Annotated in this window: 14 protein-coding genes; 5 read left to right on the plus strand and 9 right to left on the minus strand. The window is 54.8% G+C overall.

The features are described from left to right. Nucleotides 1-36: 36 nt before the first annotated feature. Nucleotides 37-861 (minus strand): Clp protease/crotonase-like domain-containing protein, encoded by an 825-nt coding sequence (locus CWI71_RS05395; protein WP_126754255.1) that lies wholly within the window; start codon nucleotides 859-861, stop codon nucleotides 37-39. Between the two features lie 224 nt (nucleotides 862-1,085). Between CWI71_RS05395 and CWI71_RS05400 the strand changes: the two genes are divergently transcribed. From CWI71_RS05400 to CWI71_RS05410, 3 genes are read left to right on the plus strand one after another with little or no spacing between them, the layout of a single operon-like run. Next, nucleotides 1,086-1,805 (plus strand): hypothetical protein, encoded by a 720-nt coding sequence (locus tag CWI71_RS05400; RefSeq protein ID WP_126754256.1) that lies wholly within the window; start codon nucleotides 1,086-1,088, stop codon nucleotides 1,803-1,805. Beyond that, the gene (locus CWI71_RS05405) at nucleotides 1,805-2,743 is read left to right on the plus strand and encodes a hypothetical protein (protein ID WP_126754257.1); all 939 of its coding nucleotides are present in this window, start codon (nucleotides 1,805-1,807) and stop codon (nucleotides 2,741-2,743) included. The genes CWI71_RS05400 and CWI71_RS05405 overlap by 1 nt, the downstream gene beginning before the upstream one ends. Beyond that, nucleotides 2,730-3,827 carry a hypothetical protein gene (locus tag CWI71_RS05410; RefSeq protein ID WP_126754258.1) on the plus strand — a complete coding sequence of 366 codons (1,098 nt, stop codon included), beginning with the start codon at nucleotides 2,730-2,732 and terminating at the stop codon, nucleotides 3,825-3,827. Before CWI71_RS05405 ends, CWI71_RS05410 begins: the two co-directional genes overlap by 14 nt. On the opposite strand, the gene CWI71_RS05415 is transcribed toward CWI71_RS05410, so the two are convergent. Further along, the gene (locus CWI71_RS05415; RefSeq protein WP_126754259.1) at nucleotides 3,824-4,438 is read right to left on the minus strand and encodes a hypothetical protein; all 615 of its coding nucleotides are present in this window, start codon (nucleotides 4,436-4,438) and stop codon (nucleotides 3,824-3,826) included. The genes CWI71_RS05410 and CWI71_RS05415 overlap by 4 nt on opposite strands. Before the next feature lie 276 nt (nucleotides 4,439-4,714). Between CWI71_RS05415 and CWI71_RS05420 the strand changes: the two genes are divergently transcribed. Continuing rightward, nucleotides 4,715-7,120, plus strand: a complete 2,406-nt coding sequence (locus CWI71_RS05420; RefSeq protein ID WP_126754260.1) for a DUF748 domain-containing protein — start codon at nucleotides 4,715-4,717, stop codon at nucleotides 7,118-7,120. Between the two features lie 2 nt (nucleotides 7,121-7,122). On the opposite strand, the gene cysQ is transcribed toward CWI71_RS05420, so the two are convergent. Further along, nucleotides 7,123-7,899, minus strand: coding sequence for a 3'(2'),5'-bisphosphate nucleotidase CysQ (cysQ, locus tag CWI71_RS05425; protein WP_126754261.1), 777 nt, complete (start codon nucleotides 7,897-7,899; stop codon nucleotides 7,123-7,125). A 255-nt stretch (nucleotides 7,900-8,154) separates the two neighbouring features. Here cysQ and CWI71_RS05430 point away from each other — a divergent pair, with 255 nt between their 5' ends. Next, nucleotides 8,155-8,856 carry a ZIP family metal transporter gene (locus tag CWI71_RS05430; RefSeq protein ID WP_126754262.1) on the plus strand — a complete coding sequence of 234 codons (702 nt, stop codon included), beginning with the start codon at nucleotides 8,155-8,157 and terminating at the stop codon, nucleotides 8,854-8,856. A 107-nt stretch (nucleotides 8,857-8,963) separates the two neighbouring features. Here the strand turns inward: CWI71_RS05430 and CWI71_RS05435 are convergent, their stop codons facing one another. The 6 genes from CWI71_RS05435 to CWI71_RS05460 all read right to left on the minus strand — a co-directional run bounded on the left by CWI71_RS05435 (nucleotide 8,964) and on the right by CWI71_RS05460 (nucleotide 19,823). Beyond that, entirely contained in the window at nucleotides 8,964-10,127 is a 1,164-nt protein-coding gene (locus CWI71_RS05435; RefSeq protein ID WP_126754263.1) for a cytochrome-c peroxidase, read from the minus strand. Further along, nucleotides 10,114-12,810, minus strand: coding sequence for a TonB-dependent receptor (locus CWI71_RS05440; protein WP_126754264.1), 2,697 nt, complete (start codon nucleotides 12,808-12,810; stop codon nucleotides 10,114-10,116). The genes CWI71_RS05435 and CWI71_RS05440 overlap by 14 nt, the downstream gene beginning before the upstream one ends. Further along, complete coding sequence (locus CWI71_RS05445; protein WP_126754265.1) at nucleotides 12,782-15,523, minus strand: Ig-like domain-containing protein; 2,742 nt, start codon at nucleotides 15,521-15,523, stop codon at nucleotides 12,782-12,784. The genes CWI71_RS05440 and CWI71_RS05445 overlap by 29 nt, the downstream gene beginning before the upstream one ends. Before the next feature lie 219 nt (nucleotides 15,524-15,742). Further along, nucleotides 15,743-17,656, minus strand: a complete 1,914-nt coding sequence (locus tag CWI71_RS05450) for an ATP-binding protein (protein WP_126754266.1) — start codon at nucleotides 17,654-17,656, stop codon at nucleotides 15,743-15,745. Next, nucleotides 17,649-18,389, minus strand: coding sequence for a class I SAM-dependent methyltransferase (locus CWI71_RS05455; protein ID WP_198678735.1), 741 nt, complete (start codon nucleotides 18,387-18,389; stop codon nucleotides 17,649-17,651). Before CWI71_RS05455 ends, CWI71_RS05450 begins: the two co-directional genes overlap by 8 nt. A 75-nt stretch (nucleotides 18,390-18,464) precedes the next feature. Then, nucleotides 18,465-19,823: a sensor domain-containing diguanylate cyclase gene (locus CWI71_RS05460; RefSeq protein ID WP_126754268.1), complete on the minus strand. Its 1,359-nt coding sequence runs from the start codon at nucleotides 19,821-19,823 to the stop codon at nucleotides 18,465-18,467. Between the last annotated feature and the right edge of the window lie 123 nt (nucleotides 19,824-19,946).

Here is a 19,946-nt window from a genome sequence, read left to right on the forward strand (position 1 = left end):
GACGCCAGCCTGGAGCAGCAGTGACAGCGGCGGGTACTACATGTCGTCGGCACCGGCCTGATACATGACGTCGGTGAAACTCTTATCGGCACCTTGCTGCAAGAAGTAGTGCGCCATTTTGTTCTGTAGCCGCATGATCTCCTGTTCGTCATCAGGTTGCTGCACGTAGAGTTGAAACTGATGGAAGCCAAGCAGGGCATTGTCGCCCACTATTCTGCGGTCACCGCGCATAAACACGAACGTACAGGCTGAGGCGCAAAGATTGCTGACATAGGTGGTGAGTGGGCGCGTTGAGGTGCGCTCTGTATCCAGTATGGTGATAATACGCAGCGCCTCGTCGATGTCGCCGCCAATGCTGTCGAGCTTTAACACGTCGATGTTGGGGTGGCTTTGTAACAGCGCACTGACGTGATCGGAAATGGACAGCCCCAGTTCACCCTGAATGCTGAGGGTGGTGCCATCTTCCGAGACTTCCACCGTGTAGTTCTGCGTCTGCGCGCTGTGGTAGAGCTCAGTGGCCACCTGGCTGACAATGGCTAGGTTAGTGATGAGGGCGATAACGTTAACGATTAGTACTAGTTTGGTGATGGCAGGCCAGAAGCGCTTGCCTTGCTTACGGCGGGCATTGGCGCTGCGCCAGACACCGACTACCTGCCAGATGACTAACACCAGGGTCGCGAGTGTCATCAGTCCGATAAGCGTGACGCGGGTCTGCCAGGGCGTGCCGTCAAACGCGCCGCCGCTCAGCATAACGCGGCCTATCAGCGTTGTGACGAAATTCACCAGGATCAGGTTCACCCAGAAGGCGGTACCCAGCGGCAGCTCACCGCGCCAGTGACGCGCTATGTAGTTGTTTTTCATTTTTGTTATTTTTGTTTGGGACTGTAAGCATAGTACCTTTTTCAGGTAGTTTGACAATAGTCGGGTGCTCGTATTTCTAGCGCGAGTTAGCGTTCGCTGGTATTAATCTTCAATAGATGTTATACAACAAAGAGATAACATTAAGGCAAAAATGATTAAATATTGGCTTGTGTTTTATTCATAATGATCGGAAGCGCTATCTCTACAAAAATTGCGGGTGAAATATGTTCAAGGTATTGATTCAACAAAAAAGTCCATCATTGTACGCTGCGCTTAGTTTCATGTTCGCAGTAGTTTACTTATCTTCGGCCCACGCACAGCAACTCGACTTATCGTCTTCAGAATTTAATGAAGTTTACGCATCCAATGTTCCTGTGAGTGGACGCGTGCTTGTTGGTATTCAGATTGTATCTGCCGAGACATCACCCAACTTTGAAGTACAAGTGCCTAGCTCCTTTCAGGCCAAACCAATTTGTCTTCGCGTGCGATCACGCGATGGTACTTATAGCTCAGAAAACCAATATCAAGTTGTGGGTCAGCCAAATGACGGCTTGTATCAGGTTAATTATCCGACCAAATATATCTCAAAGTTGAATGACTTTTCTGATAATGAACTTGCGTTGCTTGCATTTCCGGGGATGTGCACAGACGATCAATTAGATACGTTGATGCTGTCTTTTCGGGGCGAGCAAATAGTCCTTGATGACGCCACAGAAGTGGTGTTGTTCGTTAACTCAGGGCGTAGTGCTGTGTTTGTGCAACTAAAGAATGACGAGCATGGCAAATCAGTTCGCTGCGACAGGATAGAGGAAGGCATTCGCACTGGGTACGATACTTTGTGCCGATTGAACTATAGTGATCTGACTAAGGTCAATGGTGCGGTTTTATTGCGCCGACAAGGCTCGCGTATGCTGCCCCCGATTAAGTTTCAAGTGGCCATCTGATGCGCTTTTCCTTTCTTCAGAATCGCCTATTTTTCATTTTATTTGTGCGCCATTTTAAAAAAATTAACGGAATCCTTTTGCTCCTCGGATTCTGTCTATTTCTTTTGATTACCTATGTTATCTTTGCCGATCGAGAAGCGATTTACTCAGTCAATGCAGAAACTGAGGTCGCGACTATAACCTTAATTGATGACCCGTTGAATCAATGGCAGTTACCCAGCGGGACTCTCACTCAAGATTTGATGGCGTTTGATCAAGCTCAGCAGCAGTGGACGGGGGCGGAAATTATTTTTCGTGCAAATGCTGATACCTCAGCCAGTTTTATGATCGATATTGCAGCAAATCAGCTAGCAATTGTTTTGCAAAGTGAGACTGCATCTGTTGGAACCATAATAGGAACTGGTCGAAGTAAGGCGTTGGGTTCCGATGTACTGATTAAGGTTCCTTTAGCGTCGAATGTCATCTTTCCCTTTTTCGGCGAGTTAGGTGTTGGTGAGGACGTCACCACGGGTGTCCGAACGACGCTTTTGTCGGGCTCCATCAACATCATCGAAAAAGAGTTGTTCAGCGATGTGCGCTACGTTGCTGGCGACTATCAAATGAACGCTGGCGATCGTGTGCTGTTATATAAAAATCACGAGGCAAATGAGTTGGTGAAACTGCGCGGTTATATACGCCTTGCCGACAAGGTTCTAAAGGTCTCTGCCAATGGCATCGCAGAGTTGGCGCGAGTCGAACGGTTGGGCAGTGAGGGATATTCGGTTACATCCTCTGTTTGGCGCCGTGTGATTAATGATCCGGTCTTAATGTCGATAACGACACTACTTGCCATTCTGTTATTACTGATGGAAATTATTAAACACATTATTGAATTGATTCCGCTATTACGCGCAAAGAATCAAGACGTGAAGGAACACCTTAACGATGAAGAGATTTAAACTTTTATTCGTATTGCTGTTGTGGCTAGGCAATTTAGCGAATGCAAATGCCAAAATTACCCAGGTACATGTAAGCGCAGGTGACGTTGGCCAAGGATTTCTAGTCGAACGCTTAGATCAGTGCTTTCTCGTCACGCCTGAACACGTAGTTAAAGATGAACTTTTCGGAAACTTGATTGGCGGTACTGATTTGCGTAGTCGGGGCGAGGCCTATCCGGTACAGACCTTTGGTTATGATTTGACCCTCATGGTGAGTTCTGGCGCATTAAATAGCGAGTGTGGAATTGCATTCTCCGGGCTACCCACAGAATTACCAAACCTTGTAAGTGGTGCCTCGCGACTGTCTGTTTCGAGTGTGAACAGCGATGGCAGTTCGACCGTTACCCCTGCCAATTTGCTTGACTCCGATTTGCTGTATTTGACTATTGACCCCAGTCACGAAAACATGATTTTTGCGCAAGGCATGAGTGGTAGCTTAGTGTTTTTCGAGGATACCCCAGTAGGAATGTTGCAAAGCGTCGATGCGGCTACCGGGCAAGGTCGTGTTTTACGAATGGATCGTTTAACTGAAACTTTGAAGCCATTTTTTGGAGCTTCGGCTGGGGTGGTAAAGTTTGAGGCTGCCCAAGCCAAGGATGAAATTGGTTCGGTAGACCTCGGCAGTTCGAGAAAGGCGGTGCCGCTGCAGTTGGTCTCTTGGTCGCATGAGCCCATTGCTGGTACGCGTGCTAGTTTTGCCATCGATAATGATAAAACTACCGAATTTAGGATGGCTCTTTATGATGCCTCACCAGTTATGCTGGAGTTCTTTCTCGGCGACGAACTGGTTGAGTTTTCTGAGGTAAAAATTGTCAGCCTTGTGAAGGAAGGGACCGCCCGCATCCGTGATTTTGAAATTTTAACTGCGCGCACATCTGAGGGCAGACGCGGCTGGCGAAGTCTTCACAGCGGCACCATGTTGCCTAACGAGAGCGAAAAACTGATTTCGCTGGTCCCCAGTGGGGCGAAACGAATGACTTTGGTGATTCGTTCAACGTGGTCCGAGGGGAGTGAACTCACGTTGAACGAATTGACACTGTTTTAGATGACGTTAATTTTGATGGGGACGCTTGCGTCTTTATAACCACGACAGGTAAGAGTTCCCTCAAGCACGGACTCGTCGTTGAGAGTGGTACTGATGTAGCAGTTGTCTTGTGATGCGTCGAGGCGAAGGCCAGAAATGCTGCCCTGTCCAGCCGACTGATGATTCTCATACCTGATGAAACGTGCGTTGAAGTTACCATTGTTGATAGAGTAGTTCTGGACTCTCAGCGTACGATTTTTTCCAAAGTTTGATATATAGGACTTAAACTGTTTTTCATCATCCGCCGTAATACTCAACTCAATATTAAGCTCGCCGGTTTCTGCAATTTTCTTCCTCAAAGCAATTGCACGCATTGTATCATCTACGCTCGCAAATCCTGCACTGTATGCCAGCTCACGCATAGCTAAGTCTTTTGACGACAACATCGCATCTAATGCTGCTAATCTCACAGTTTCATCAGCATGATTCAGCATATCTTTAAACTCTTTAATTTCTTTCGCGCGCTTCATAATCTCTTCCGCTGATTGCGCTGAGGCTGAATTCGGAACCGCTGTCATTAAACCAAATGAGACGCAAATAAGTGATAGTGTTTTTAGGGCTGTCGTTTTCATTATTATTCCTTTTTCTTGTTTCATTGAAGAACTATTCAACAATAATGTATTAACAGAATGTTGACAAGAATAAAGGTATTACTTGTTATCGGTTTACGCTCAGTTCTGAGTTTACGGCGTCTTGCCGCGTGAGAGCCCATTCTTGATTGCGCGTTCGCTGGATTGCCTTCTAATCTGGCTGAGACAATTAAGCTAGGGCCTTACCCACTAATTGAAGGAACCAATGATTAAATGGGCTACACTTGTTGCTAATGTTTTTTCAAATGGAGGCGAGCGATGGACAGGAGTTCGATGCAACGTTTGGGTTGTTACCTGCGCATGAAGTGGCTGTCGCCGCGGCGCGTGCGGTTCTGGCTGCTGGCGCTGCTGGTGCTTTATACCTTATTCGGTTTTTTTGGCCTGCCCTGGGTCGTTCAGTCTTTTGCGAAAAGCACCGTGCAGGAAGACTTTGGCCGCTCGTTGCAGATTGAGTCGGTGCAGACCAACCCGTTCACGTTGAATATTCAGGTGAACGGGCTTGCGCTTGCTGATCGGGACGGCTCTGAGCTGCTGGGCTGGGATGAGTTATTTGTCGACTTTGCCTGGTCGAGCATTACTAATCAGGCCTGGACCTTTACCATTATTCGCCTTGAACAACCGGTTGTGCACGAAGAGCGTTTTGCCTCGGGTGAGACGCGGTGGTTGCGGTTTGTTGGCGATGTTAGCAGTGATCAGACGACTACTGCACCCGCTTCAGAGCCGGCGGCGCTGCCGGCACTGCGGGTTAATAAGTTGCAGGTGAATGACGGCGTGGTGCGCTTTACCGATCATCTTGAGGGTGGTGCATCTGCGGAAGCATCGCAGGTGTCTTTGGCGCTACAGAGTCTTGGCCTGACAGTCACGGATTTTACCTTGCAGGAAGGCGCGCGCTTTCCGCTTCGTGTTAACGGCGAGCTGCGAGACGGCGGTACACTGACCTTTGACGGTAGCATGCAGGTGCTGCCGAACGTTGCGCTGGATGTGAATGCCGATGTGAATGCGTTAGCGCTGGCGCAGGCGGAGCCTTATGTGCGGCAGTTTGCTAATGTACGTCTTGAAAGTGGCACGCTTTCGCTGAACGGGCAGCTGTTAAGCGATGCGCAGCAGCCGCTGGCGTTTGAAGGCGCTGCCGGAGTTGACGGGCTTAGCGTGAAAAATGCTTTGCGCGATGAAGCGCTGATTGGCTGGCAACGTGTGGCGACCGAGAAAGTACGTCTGAGCCTGAAAGATCAGCAGCTACAGGTAGACCCTGTCACGGTGCAGGGTTTGACCGGGCGCATTGTTATTTACGAGGACCAGACTACGAACTTTGGCCAGTTGGTGGCAGACCGTCGCGCTGAGGCTGGGGCTGCGGCTGGGGATTCGCAGAGCGCTGACGACGGCTCTGACGAGGGCGCTAATGGTGAAGGTACTGCGCCGCCCCTGAGTGTGGCGGTTGCGCGCATTGATTTCAGCGACGGCGCTATTCACTTTGCCGATAACTCGTTGCCGCTGCCGTTTTCTGAGCGCATTCATACCTTGAACGGCGAGATCTCGACCTTGAATTCAAGCTCTGCTGAGCCTGCGAAGGTGACATTGCAGGGCGAGGTGGCTGAGTATGGCCTGGCCAATGTTGATGGTGCAATTCATGCCTGGCATCCGACGCGTGACACGCGCTTGCGGGTGAAATTTCGTAACCTTCAGGTTCCTGAATATTCGCCCTATACGGTGAATTTTGCCGGGCGCAAAATCGCTGGCGGTACCATGGATGTCGACCTGGATTACAGCATTGAAGACAGTCAGTTAGACGGTGAAAACAATCTGGTGCTGCATGACTTGAAGCTGGGCGAAAAAATGGCGGCAAGTGATGCGATGGATCTGCCGCTTGACCTTGCTATCGCACTGCTACAGGACAGTAACGGCGTGATTGATTTGTCGCTGCCGGTCAGTGGCGATGTGAATAATCCGCAGTTCGACATCGGCGCGGTGATTCGCCAGGCGATAGGTAAGGCGATTACCTCGGTGGTGACCGCGCCGTTTCGGTTTCTTGCCAACCTGGTCGGCGCGGGCTCTGAGGAGTTGAGTCAGGTTGAATTCGCCGCGGGTAGTGCCGAATTGCTGGCGCCGCAGCGACAGCGCATTGCCAAGTTACGCGAGGCCTTGCAGCAGCGTCCGCAGCTGGTGCTGGAGCTGGCCGGGCCTTATGAGCGCGACTTCGATGCGCCGGTCATGCAACGCCAGCAGGCCGCTTCGGACATGCAGCAACGCCTGGCCGAGGCGGGGCGCGCAGATGCCGACCCCGGGCTGACCCTGGCGGCAAATCAGGAGCTGCTGGAGGCGATGTTTTTGGCGAACTATCCGGGTATTCAACTTGAGATGGTGCGGGCGGACTTTACTTCGCCCGTTGGCGAGGATTCCGAAGAGGTGAACTTTGATGCGCTGGCGTACCGCAACTATCTGGCCGAGCGGGTGGTTGCTGCGCAGGTGGTAACCGATGCTGACCTTTATGAGCTGGCGAATGCCCGGGCGCAGGCGGTGCGCGACGCGTTGACGGGTGCGTCTGATGCTGCTGCGGATGCCGCGCCGGGCATTGCTGCCGAGCGCGTACGCATTATGCCGCCTGATGCCACCGATGCCATGACGGATGAGCGCATCGCCATGGAGGCCGAGGTCAGCGCCGGCTGAGGCTATTGCGCAATAAAGTGGGGGTTGAGCATGGATTCTTTTTGATTGTATTGCAGCGGGGTGCCGTCGAGCGTGCTGACGCTGCCGCCGGCGGCGAGCACGATGGCGTGCGCTGCGGCGGTGTCCCATTCGCTGGTGGGTCCAAGGCGCGGATAGCGGTGGGCTTTGCTTTCGGCGACCAGGCAAAGTTTCAGTGAGCTGCCCATGGAAATGAGCTCGTAGGGCTCAATGAGCTGATTGAGGTAGTCTTCGGTGGCCGCTGACAGGTGTGAGCGTGAGCCGACGATTTTAAGCGGTGTCGCGTTCAGCTGTTTGCGCGCTTCAATGCGATCGCCGTTTTTGTAGGCGCCCAGCAGCTTCGCGCCGCTGTACATAGTGTCAATGGCAGGCGCGTACACCACGCCGGCAACCGGGTTGCCGTTATGTATCAGCGCAATATTTACGGTAAATTCGCCGTTGCGCTTAATGAACTCTTTGGTGCCATCCAGCGGGTCAATCAGCCAGTAGGTCTGCCAGTTTTTGCGGGTGTCCCAGTCGATTGCGGCCGACTCTTCTGATAACTGCGGCAATTCTGCCAGTTCGGTCTCGCTGAGCTGTGTCAGCTCTGTTTTGATAATTTCATGCGCCTTCAAATCGGCCTGCGTCAGCGGACTTTCGTCGCTTTTCGTTTCCGTGGCAATACGCGCGCCAAAGTCCGGCGCCTCATAAATCTCCAAAATTGCCTCGCCCGCCTTGCGCGCAACGCCCTCAAGCTCGCGTAACGTCTGCTCTGTTATCATCGTATCGCCTCCTTTTTGCCTTAGCTTAGCACACACCGCAGCCCGCACTTCCACAGCAGGGGCAGCCCTCCCTCTTTTTCACCCCGACGCCAGAGGGGGCAGCCCCCGCTTGCGCCGCTCGCCCCCGCCAAATCTTTGTTAGACTATTGAACATACGAACTTTTTAACCTCTGCCCCAGTATGGGCAGAGGTGCACAAATTTTCGTGCTGGCAAAGAGGGGGCAGCCCCTGCTGGCGTAGCGGAGGTTACAGACTATGCTGATGAAAATGCTGCTTTTGACCTGGCTTGCAGGCCTTAGTGCTTTTGTCGGCGCGGTGCTGGCGAAATGGGAGGGCTTTGGGGGCAGTATTCTAAAGCAGAAGTTTATCCATGGCATTGTGGCTGGCGGTGGCGGTATTCTGCTCGCCGCGGTAATGTATGCGTTGTTGCCCGAGGCAAGTAACCACCTGCCAATATGGGCGGTGGCCCTGGCTTTTATGAGCGGCGGTGTGTTGTTTTGCATTATTGATCAGTGGCTGGCGCGAAAAGCCAATCGTGCCTCGCAACTGCTGGCGATGCTGCTCGATTTTGTGCCGGAAGCTTTAAGTCTGGGGGCTATGTTCGCGGTGAATCCGCGCTTTGGTATGCTGCTGGCGCTATTTATCGGTTTGCAAAATCTGCCCGAGGGCTTTAATGCCTTTCGTGAGTTGGATAATTCCAAAGTAACCGAGCGCCGTCTTCTTAGCGGTTTCTTTCTTGTTTCTTTTATCGGGCCAGTTGCGGCGCTTGCCGGCTATTTCTGGCTGGGCGATATGATGCAAACCACCGCTGTCATTATGGCCGCTGCATCGGGCGGTATTTTATATCTTATTTTTCAGGATATTGCGCCTGATTCGACCATGCGTCGCTATTGGACACCGCCGCTTGGCGCGCTCATTGGCTTTGTAATAGGCATGGTGGGTAACCAGCTTCTATGACCTCTGCCCGGTAACGGGGCAGAGCTCGCAGGTTTTTGCCCCTGCGCCAGCAGGGGCTGCCCCCTCTGGCGCAGGGGAGGACGAGCAGGAGGGCTGCCCCTGCTGGCTTAGAGGAGTTGCAGGAAGGCGAGCAGGGCGTCTTCTTCTTCGCGGGTGAGGGAGAAAGGGACGAGCTCGTCGGTGGTTTCAGGGTAGGGCTGCACCCAGGGCTGGTCGGCGGGGCGTCGGGGGCGCGGGCCGCCATGGCCGTATTGACGGACGATGCCGCGCAAGTTATCAAACAGGCCGTTATGCATCCATGGACGACTTTGCATCAGGCCACGCAGCATGGGCGTGCGAAACGCGCCAAGATTTTCGATGCGCTGGTCAATTTCCCAAAGCCCTAAATCTTCAAAACGCCGACCGTAATAATGAAAGCCTGTGACATGAAATTTCTGGTCCGACAGTAGTGGTCCGTTGTGGCAGCGCACGCAGCCGGCTTTGGTGCGAAACAGATCGAGACCATGTAATTCCTGATCGCTTAAGCTCGCCTGCGCAGTCGCCAAATCGCCCTGATCAACCGCGCGCAAAAACTGATCCAAGCGATTATCCGGATGGTCATATAAAGTCAGTGTGCGCTGAAAGGCGGCTAGTGCACGGGCAATGTGGGGCCAGCGAACGTCTTCAAATCCGGGGTAGTTCGCAGCAACGTGGGCGACAGCATGCGCGCGACTTGAGGCCATCTCCACCTCATCTTCCAAAGGCATATGCGCCTGTTGCACCAGATTTACCGCGCGCCCGTCCCAGAACAGTTTTTCCCATAAATGCACGTCGAGCAGGCTTTGCGCGTTGCGTTTGCCAAGTCGTCCCTGAACACCAGGTGTCACGCGCTGATCATCGGCAAAGGCGTGGCTGCTTTTGTGGCAACTGGCACAGCTGACGGTGCCGTCAAGAGATAGTCCGGCGTCATGAAACAGGCGCTTCCCTAGCTGCACCTGCGCGGGATCTTGCGCCGGCGGCTCAGGCAGCGCCGCCACATCTTCGCTCGCTCCTTCTGCCAGCTCGGGCCAGTGCTGCAACGGCTGCAGATAATCGGCCCATAAGCGCTCGTAGCGATTGCGGTCATTCAATGGCGGCACCGAAGATTGCGGAGCTGGCATCGCCTCGTCGGTTTTTGGCTGCGCATCGCTCTCATCGCCCAGAAAAAGCGCGCCGCCGACCAGCAATAGCTGGAACAGCAGCGGCAGGGAGAGAATGGTCATTAGCGTCAACTTGAATTTAACGCCACGCATAGCTCACTCCAAACCAGAACGAACGCCCGGTTTCAATGCCCGCCAGGCCAGGGCCGACGCTGTAGGTCCGCGAGTTGAGCAGGTTGGAAACCTCGAAGCTGAGGTTAATGTCATGAGCTGTGCCCAGCTTCAATTCGTACTCAAAATTGGCATTGAGTAAGGTGCGTGCCGGGCGCTCGACGACCTTATAAACCGCGTAGCTCAGGGCGTTGATATCACACTCGCTACAGATCTCGTCACCGCGCGATATTTCGCGTAGGGCGCCGGTCGCTTCAGCGCTTTCGTAGGTTCCGACATAGTTGGCGATGAGCGTTGAGCTAAAACCGTCAAACCAGTCGCTGCGCAGCGATACCGTGGCGGTCAGCGGTCGGCTGAAGTCGTCCTGACGGCGGGTCAGATCATCGAAGCTGAGCAAGCGGAAGTTGCTGCGTCCGTCGTCACCTGTGGTTTGCAGGAAGACAATTTCATCCTCGGGAACGGCGTCAACGCTGTCGTCGTAGGATTCTGCTGAGCTCTCATTCTCGGTGAAGCTGGTATGCGCCCAGAGTCCGTGGCGGCCGAAGTCTCTTTGGTAAGAGAGTGTCAAACGCTGGTGCGAGCCTTCGCCTTCGTTGCCCTGCAGGATTTCGGTGTAGCCGTCGCGGTCGATGGCGTCTGCGCGGGTGAGCAGGTCACGCCGCCAGCGTTGCACGGCTTTGATGCTAAAGACGCCCCCGGCGATGCGTTGCTTCCAGGCCAGCGTCGCCTCGTCGCTGTAGGGCGTGTCGATGTTATCGAAGCTGTAGCGGTAGCGCGGCGCCTGCGCTGAGGTGCGCCAGTCCTGCACGACACCGTTATTCAATGAGCGGTATTGGGTGATATAGCCGCGTTGTTGCTCACGGATTTTGTAGGTCAACACGTTGGCGCTGTAGTAGCGGTTGGCACCAACGACCAGGCGCGCGCTGCCAATATCGACACCGGCTTGCAGGCGCGGCGCGAGATTCAGATTGCCAAGGAAATCGTCATAGTCGGCGCGCAGTCCCAGATTAAATTCCCAGTTTGCGAGGCTGACATTGTGTTCCAGGTAGGCCGCGTACTCTTGCAGTTGCACGTCAATATATTCGAGTGGGTACACGCGGCGGTACTGGAAGAACTGGCCGCGGGTGAGCAGGTTTTCCTGATAGGCCTGCAAATGCTCGGGGTTGGCGAAGTCAATGCTGCCGCCAAGGCGCTCTGCCAGTACATCAAGCGGCACTGCATAGGTTTGCTCGATGCAGTCGAGCGTCATGCCGCGGCAGTCGATGTTGGCGTCGCGAAAAGGCGCGTTGTAGACCAGTCCAGTTTCGGTGCGACGGCGGGAAAGCTCCAGATAATTGCTTTCCAGACCGAGTTCCAACTGATGGTCGCTGTTACCCCAGCTCCAGGCGTCGAACTTAGCTGAGCCTCGCCAGGTCAATGTCTGCTGCTCTTTGTCGATATCGCCATATCCGCCCTCGACGCTGAACGGTACTTCGCCGACATTCAGCCCCCACGATTTGCCGGCAGCGCGGTACCAGGGCAGATATACGTTGGGTGCGGTGCGGCTGTTTTGCGAGGTCGCGTAGGAGAGCGAACTGCGAAAGAGGGCTGCCCCCTCTTTGTGACGGGCGGAAATGAGCAAGGTCTGCCCTCCGCCTTCGATGTCGAAGCGTGAGTCTTTGACGTCGGTGAGCAGGTAGCCGCCTTCATAAGGTGAGTGGGTGGCGGACAGGCGCACTTCGTCGAGGCCCCAGGCGTAGCTGGTTAACGCAAGACGCGCGCTGACAGATTCGCGCGCGGTGGGTTCGTTTTGTCGCAGCGAGTACTCGGTCATGGTCGAGGTGGTACGACTGAGCGCCAGATCCAGCGCGTAATCGGCGCCAATGGGCGTACTCGCGCTCAGGCTCAGGGTGCGTTTGCTGAACTGCGGCGCCTCAAAGGCCTCGCTATCGGTTTGCGCGGCGTCTTCACCGTTATAATCGCGCTCGTCGATCACGCGGTACTGGTTCCAACTCGACTCGCTGCCGCGATAGCTTAACGTAACACTCGGCTCGCGCGGCATGCGCTGGCGCGGCTGCACGTCGACCACGCCACCAGCAAAACCGCCAAAGCGCGCCGGCACGTTGCTGTCATACACGGTAACGTTATCGACCAGCGACTGATTGATGAAGGTCGCCTGCGGATGTCCCTGCACGTCGTTGATTTGCGCGGGCGAGGCGCTGCTTGCGGCCGGGTCAAGGCGCGAATTATTGTTCACGCCGTTAAAGTAAAAACCGGTCTGCCAGGGCTGCGCGCCGGAAATCGACAGCAGTTGCGCGCGGATTTCGCCTTGTAAATCGGCGCTTAGCGCACTGTCGGAACTTTGTACGCCCGGCAGCGTCAGCAGCATATCGGTAATGTTACCGTTGCCTTGCGGCAGGCCGTCGAGGTAGTCGCGCGAGAGGTTGTATTCGCCGGCCAAAGTCAGGCTCTCCGGCGCGTAGCGGTGGCCTTTTACGATGATGCGCTCGAGTGGCTCAACGGCTGACGAGCCCTGAGCTTCGCTCGGGTCGGCCGTGCTCTTTGCCTCGGCAGCCGCGCTCGCAGTTTCGGCGGCGACGACAGCCGCACTACTAAGTAGCGCGGCAATTGTCACAGCGAGCAAACTCATGCGCGGCTTAGCCCAATGGGGTTGGGTCGTTCGCATCTTCTACTCCGTCATTGTCTGCATCGTTGTCGGTGGCAATGTCATTGTCAGCCAGCTGCTCTTCAGTTGCGCTGACCGCAAGGAAGTTGGCCAGGCCGTCCTGATCGGTGTCGACTGAGGCAACAATACTTGCCGGGAAGTCGTCTTGCAGCGCCTGAAGCTCGCTGATAAGTGCTGTCAACGTCAGACGCTCGGCGCTACCAAGGGGCAATTCGTTCAGTAGCTCTGATGCGAGTGAGTACTCACGAATAGCGGCAAGTGCCAGGGTCACGTCGGCTGCCTCGTCAATCGCGTCGACTTCGGGTAATTCGCGCATAGTGGTAGCCAGCGTCCGTGCCAGCGTACCGTTAAGCAGACGGCTGCGCGCCATGAAATCGGCATACTCAGGGTGGTTATAGGCATTGCGCCGTAAGGTCTGTAACACCGAGTAGCGGGTCAGCACCATGGCTGAGTCGCTGTCAAAGCTATTAAAAGTTGCCGCTAGTTGTAATAACGCATTCGCGCGCTCAGGAGCTGTCAGACTCTCATTGTTCTGCGCCTGGTTCAGTGCCGACTCGATGGCATTCAGCGCGCCGGTGTAGTCGCCGCTATAGGCCCGCACTTGCGCGACCTCAAGTGTGAAATCAAATTGGTCGGCGGAGGTTGTCGGCAGGCTGGCAAAGGTCGTCTCCAGCGTGTCGAGCAGGCTCAGGGCCTGACTGCTCTCACCCAGCGCCTGCCATGCAGTGACTGCGTCAAAGTGAGCATTCACGACATCGCTCAGCGAGACATCGCCTTCAACGGTATTGAAGTAGGTGGTCGCCATGGTTTCGCAGGCCGCAGCGGCGGCTGTCGCGTCAAGGCTGTCGATTGACTGATACAGTTGTACATATTTCAGGCAGCCGCGGGTGCCGGTCATATACAAGGTCGCGCCACCGTTTTCTGCAGCATAGGCACTTGAGGTCAATACTGACAGGCCTTCGGTGAAAGCTTGTGCGGCCTCATCGGTGTAGCCGAGTGCGAGTAATTGGGCCCCCAGGTAAGGCGAAGCTGGCGTATTCTGGGTCAGTTGTACCTGCAAGTCGCGCAAGTCATTGCCGAACTCGGTCTTCAGTTGAGAAATGGCGTCATTGACGCTGCCGCCGTTCAGTACGAGGGCAAGGGCGCTGGCACCTGATACCGCATCTTCGGCGCGTGAGTAAAAAATACTGTCGCTTGGGATCAGCTGAAACGGCACATTTTCTGATACCGGCAGCTCAGGATATAAAATCGCAAAAGCGGCAGAGGCGTCCACTAAAGGGAAGGTGTAATCGGCCAGGCTAACTTGCGCGTAAGCTTTGGCTTCGCGAGCGTAATTAGCGTCGTAGCTGACGTCGCCGTAGTAGCTGATGGTTTCGGCCAGTTGCGCACGCGCGGCTTCGGTGGCGCCGACCAGAATGTAGTATTCGGTGGCCATGGCGCTGTAGAGCGGCGCGAGTTTATAGGCGCGTTCGCCGGCGTAGTCGCCACGGGTCAGAAGTTGATAACCGGTGTTGGCCACAATAGTCGTGAAGCGGTCGATGGCAGTGATGGCTCGGGTGCGATTTTCTGGTGTACGTTGCTGCTGATAGTGTTCAATGGCGCCTCTCACCTGATTGCGATAGGCGGTGACCAAGCGTCCGTAGGCAGTTGAGTATTCGTTTTGCGCGCCACCGATGGTGCTGGTGTAGACGTTCAGTTGCTGAATGGTCTGTTCAGCGCCGGCCTCGTCACCGGCGTCGATCTGGCGGTTCAACAAGGTCAATAGGAAGAGGGCGTCGGTGGAGGAAATGTTTTCCAGACCGTTATCGGCAATAAACTGCGCGTATTCTTTTAATGCGTCGAGACGGGCGGCGCTGGCGAGGTCAGGTTCATTGGCTTCCGCGTAGGCATCGCCGAGATCTTTCAGGGTCACGGCGCGCGCTTGTTGCCCGGTAATGTGATGGTTGAAAAGGCGTTCGACTTCGGTGTCGAGACCAGCGCGGGCGTACCCCTGTAGCAATGCGCTGTAGGCGTTGGCGCTGACAATGTCGTCATCAATTTGCTGCAGACGTTGCTCTGCGGCTTTTAAGTGTGACTTGTCAGAGCGGTAATAATAAGCGGCTTTTTCTTCGTTGGTGCTATAGGCCGGCTTTAGCGTGACGGTCGCTGTGGTGGTCGCCTGACCGTCGCTGATATCGACTGCGAACGACTGGTTGGGAAGCGTCAAAGTGTCGATGGCCAGTGTGAACGTGCCGTCGCTTTGTAACTGTAGCGTGCCGCTTTCGGGAGCGTTCGCGAGTGTGAAGGTAAGGCTGTCGCCGTCGACGTCGGTGGCGTTGATTTGACCTTCAATCAGGTTGTCGGCGGCCACTTCAATGGTTGATTGTTGTAGCTGCGGCGCGTCATTGACCGGGGCTACGTTGAAGCTGATGGAATAGCGCGTATTGCCGGCTTCGATGAGGACTGAATCAGTGCCGTTGTAGTCTTGATCTGGTGTGTAGGTGACGAGTGCGGCGCCGACACTTACTTCGCCGTTTTGTGGCGCGGTGATGACAATGGGCGTGCCGCTGAAGTTGATGGTTTGCTGCCAACTCGTGTCCTCGTTGAGCTGCGCTTGGATAGCCTCAAGCTCAGGTTCGTTGTTATCGCTGCCGCCACCGCAAGCGGTGAGTAAAACTGAGGTGGTTAGCAATGCCGCCAGCTTCATGGGTGAGTTTAAGTTGTTATTTTTCATGGTTGAATAGCCCCCGAAATTGAATTTCGACGGATCTTAATGCGAATTATTCGTATTTGCAACCGAAGTTCTGTTTTTTTTCTTGGGCAGAGGTCTCGGTTTTTCGCCCCTGCGCCAGCAGGGGCTGCCCCTGCTGGCGCAGGGGCGGTGCGCAGGGGAGGTCTGCCCCGGGCGCAGGTCTGCCCCGAAAAGGGGCTGCCCCCTCTGGCGTGGTGGGGGTTAGGCGAGATAGCTGAGCGCGAGGTCGTGCAGGTCGGTGGCGGCGATCTGGCGGAACTGGCAGGCGTCGGGGAGCAGCGCGCGGGGGCGCTCGATGGGTTTGGCGCTGTTGCTGACAATGGCGAGTTGCTGTCGGCATACGGGGAGTAGGGTTTTACAAAGCTCAAGATGCAAGTGTTGTGGTAACAGTCGTTCGGTAAACACCAGTAGGTCGATATTGTCGAAAGCAAGGCCATTTTTGCTGATGTCGCCGTCGCGCACGTGCAGTAACAGGCTGGTCACGGCCGGGTCGGTCAACAGCGCCTGGCAGGCGGTAAACGCTGACTGCGCGCCGGAAGCGTCGGCTAATACATCGGCGCCAATGCCCATGCCTTCGGAGGTGATCCAGCCCAGGCCCGGCACCTTGCGACAACTGTCCACAAGCTCAGCCAGCGAGTCCTCACCGACCACCACAACCACAGGAATGCGGGGGTTCAGCGGCAAGCGTGCCTGCAAGACGTCGCGGTAAAGGTGCAATGCGGTGGTCGCGCCCAAATCTGGCTGTGCGTTCACCTCGCAGATGTTAGCGCCCACTTCGCGCCACGAGCGTGAGATATCGTCAATCAGCAGGTCAATGCCGGCAATGTCGAGGCGCAGGGCACGCGCTGCGCGTTCAGCTAACGCGGCGTTATCCGGATGTAGCCGGTCAAACACCGGCACCGGCCTGCCCCCGGTGGCGACGTTAGCGATACTGCTCAGGCGCACGAACTGTCCGCGCTCGGGCACACTTTCAGCATTAAGCCCCTGCTTTGCCAGTATATGCCGGGCCTCATCGTCAAGGCGCAACGGTTTCAGGGTTTGCCGTGGGCCAACGCGGCGATGCAAGGTTAAATTCTCCTGCTCAATAAGCCGGGCAACATTCAGCTGCCCGTCCCCAAACACACCGCCGGGAACCCGCTCGACCGCCCACACCGCTTTGCCATCGACGACCGTCACACGATAATCGCGGCCAGCGACGTGTTGCTCGACCATCACCCGCTCAGAAGCCTCCGCAGCCTTTGCAAACGCCGCGCGCACTTCGTTCGCGTTGGTCAAATTGGCCGTAACCGCTTTACCGCCATCACGATTGGACGGCTTGATGACTACCGGAAAACCGACCTTTTCAGCAAATTGCAGCGCCTCGTCGGCGGATTCCACAAAGCTGTTTTCCGGCACTGGCACGCCCGCTTGCCGTAAGCGCAGGTTGGTCACCAGTTTGTCGCGGGCCAGCCGTACGGAGATATTAGCGCTATCGAGGGAAAAAGTATGTTCAAACCAATGCGAGTTGGCACCAAAGCCGAACTGCGTAATAGCACCGTTTAATGGGATCACCGGAATATTAAGTTCAACGGCAGCTTTTAAAAATAGCGGGCTAAGGCTTTGTTTTTGAGAGCTTCTCACCTGCTCCAGAACCTCCAGAAGCTGACTCTGACGAATAGTATAGTGGTTACTGAAAAGTGCTTGATTTAAAAAGTCGATGACGATCTTATAAGCTTGCGTACAAATGACCGGATTACAGTGGGGCACCGCTTGCACCACCGTTGAGCTCAACGAACGCGCGCCAAAAACCACCGCCGGCGCATCGAGTAACGGATACTTTAAATATTCAAGAATATGCGTCGCGGTCAGCGCGATCTGTCGCACCAGCTGCTCCCAACTGGCAACAGGCGTGTGTGACGGGTCAATTGTCACCTCATCGACCTTGGCCAATACACCAAAGCCGTCAAAAAATGCCCGCAACTGCGCGCCGGTTTGCGGCTGGCTAAGTTGTGAGGCGAGCGTCGGGCTGCCGCGCAGGCCCAATACTAAGCTTGGTTGGCGGCGTCCTTTCCAGTAACCAGGAATGTATTTTTGCGAAACGATGCCAAGAGACTGTGCCTTATTCTTGCTAGTCATGGGTCACCGCCGTGATCGTGGTTAGCTGCCAATGCATGCCGACAGTGCCGTCGGCGAAGTGAGTAAAGCCCAGATAATCGTCAATGGCAGCAACGGTTTGCGCAGGGCTGGCACTTTGTAAGTCAAACAGTTGCCAGCAAAAGTCACCCAGTTGTTCTCGTGTCGCCAAGCGCCAGAAAAACTGCTGCTGCGCCACCTGCTCGACGCGAAAACCTGCAGCGGTTAGTAAATGCGGCGTGTCGTCATTGAGATAAATGCCCTCATGGCCGGTGCTGTTATGAGCGCCAACAAACTCATCCAGAAACTTTGCCACGGGCGAGTCTTGCTGTACATCAGAGAGCACCAGGCGGCCACCCGGTTTGAGTACCCGCGCGATTTCAGCAAATAACGGCCGTTTGTCATCGAGGTGATGAACGCCGGCAAGGCTTACCGCGCAGTCAATTGAGTTGTCAGCCCACGGCAGGGGCAATAAAGGTACCGAGGTTGCAGCGTTGTTGCCGTGGTTAGTAAAGCTGGCGCAGGGCTCATGGCCCAGCCATTCGCAGTCAGGGGGCAGATGTCGCGCCAGATAACCGCCGCCGGCGGGAATGTCAGCGACGCGCATGGCCCCGACGATAGCTGCGGCCTGAACCAGTTGCGCGAATTCTTCATCGCGCGCTTTAGGAAAGCGGGTCATGGCACGTTCGTAGGCAGTCCCTCGTGTCTCGAAGTGCTCGGTATAACTTCTCGCCATCGGGTTCATGTCCTTTGCAGCTGCTTACGTCTGCTTATCATTAAGTAAACAAAAATTAAATGCAAGACTGCCGTGTCAGCTATCCGCCCAGGTAACCTGGTTGCGGCCGTTTTTCTTGCTCTGATATAAGGCAAGGTCCGCCTGTTTGTAGGCTGCGCTGAGACTTTCGTCCTCGCCGACCGCGGTCGCGCCGATAGAGACAGTGAGGCTTAGCTCGGAGTCGTCAAACGTAATACGCATCCGGTCGATTACGGTGCGAACAGTCGCCAGCAATTGCTCAGATTTGTTCCGTGGAATATCAGGCAGTAACAGTGCGAACTCTTCACCGCCGACACGTGAGCAACAATCAGTGGAGCGCACTATGCCCGAGAGTTCACGTGCGACCCGTTGCAACACAAGGTCGCCGACGTCATGACCATAGGTGTCGTTGACTTTCTTGAAGTGATCAAGGTCGACAAGCGCTAAACAGGTAATATTTGACGTCGTGTTGGTGCGCGCTTTGATATCTTCAAAACGCTCGGTTAAATACAGGCGGTTGGTAAGGCCGGTCAGAAAATCGGAATAGGCGAGTTGCTCCAAGCGCTTCGTCTTCGAGCTGTTGAGTAAAACAGTCTCGATAGCCGAACAAACGAGGCTCACCAGTTCAATCTCTAGCTCAGAAAATGGTGTAATGCGTGGCGTTGGATTGCTGAAGCTAAGCGTGCCCCAGGTTTGTCCGTTCACTCTGATCGGGAAGCCGATGTAACTTTCAGCTTCGAGCTCTTTGGCGCAGGGGTGGCTTTGGAAGTCGTCGTTGTCGGTAATACTCTCAATGGCGACGACTGCTTCTGCCTCAAGTACCGTTGAGCAATAGGTCGTGTTGACGTTGAAGCACGTGCCAGGAGCAATTGGCTCGCCAGAAGTGTGAATATATTCAACGATATAGTCGTCTTTAATGATGCGGCTGGCGATACCGGTTTGCGCATTCAGATAGTGGCATCCCAGGCGCAGTAACTTGTCGATTCGATCGAGCGACAACGTTTGCGATTGCCGGTGCACGACATCATGGACGGCACGCAATACCTCAGCAGCACCGGCGTACTTGGTAATGTCATTGATCAGCGTGAAAAAACCATGTACCTCGCCGGTGTGCTCGTCACGGTTGGGGATATAGCGCACATCAAGTTGCAGGCGACGGCCGTCGCGCAATCTGATTTCATCTTCAAAGTGGAGTTCTTCACCTTTCAGTACCCGCTGGTGCAATTTCGATACTTTGGCGTAGGATTGGGGGCCAACAATCTCCCCAATCGACTTTCCTTTAATGTCCTGTAGCGAGACACCGAAAAAGGCCTCGAAAGAGGAATTCACAAATCGATAGCAGCGGTCATTATCCACAAACGCAAAAAGAAAGGGCAACGAATTCGCGAATTTTTCAAAGCTGTGGTCGAGTTTCATCCAGGCCTCATTGTTGTCATTTGCTCGTGATGGCACTTTCTTGCGTACCAGACTGATTGGGCGCTGGCGCAGGGGCGTTTATCTAGCTTCGTACGAGTATTAGCATAGGAGCGTTGAGGCTTA

The organism is Pseudidiomarina insulisalsae, from assembly GCF_003987065.1.
Lineage (GTDB): Bacteria > Pseudomonadota > Gammaproteobacteria > Enterobacterales > Alteromonadaceae > Pseudidiomarina > Pseudidiomarina insulisalsae.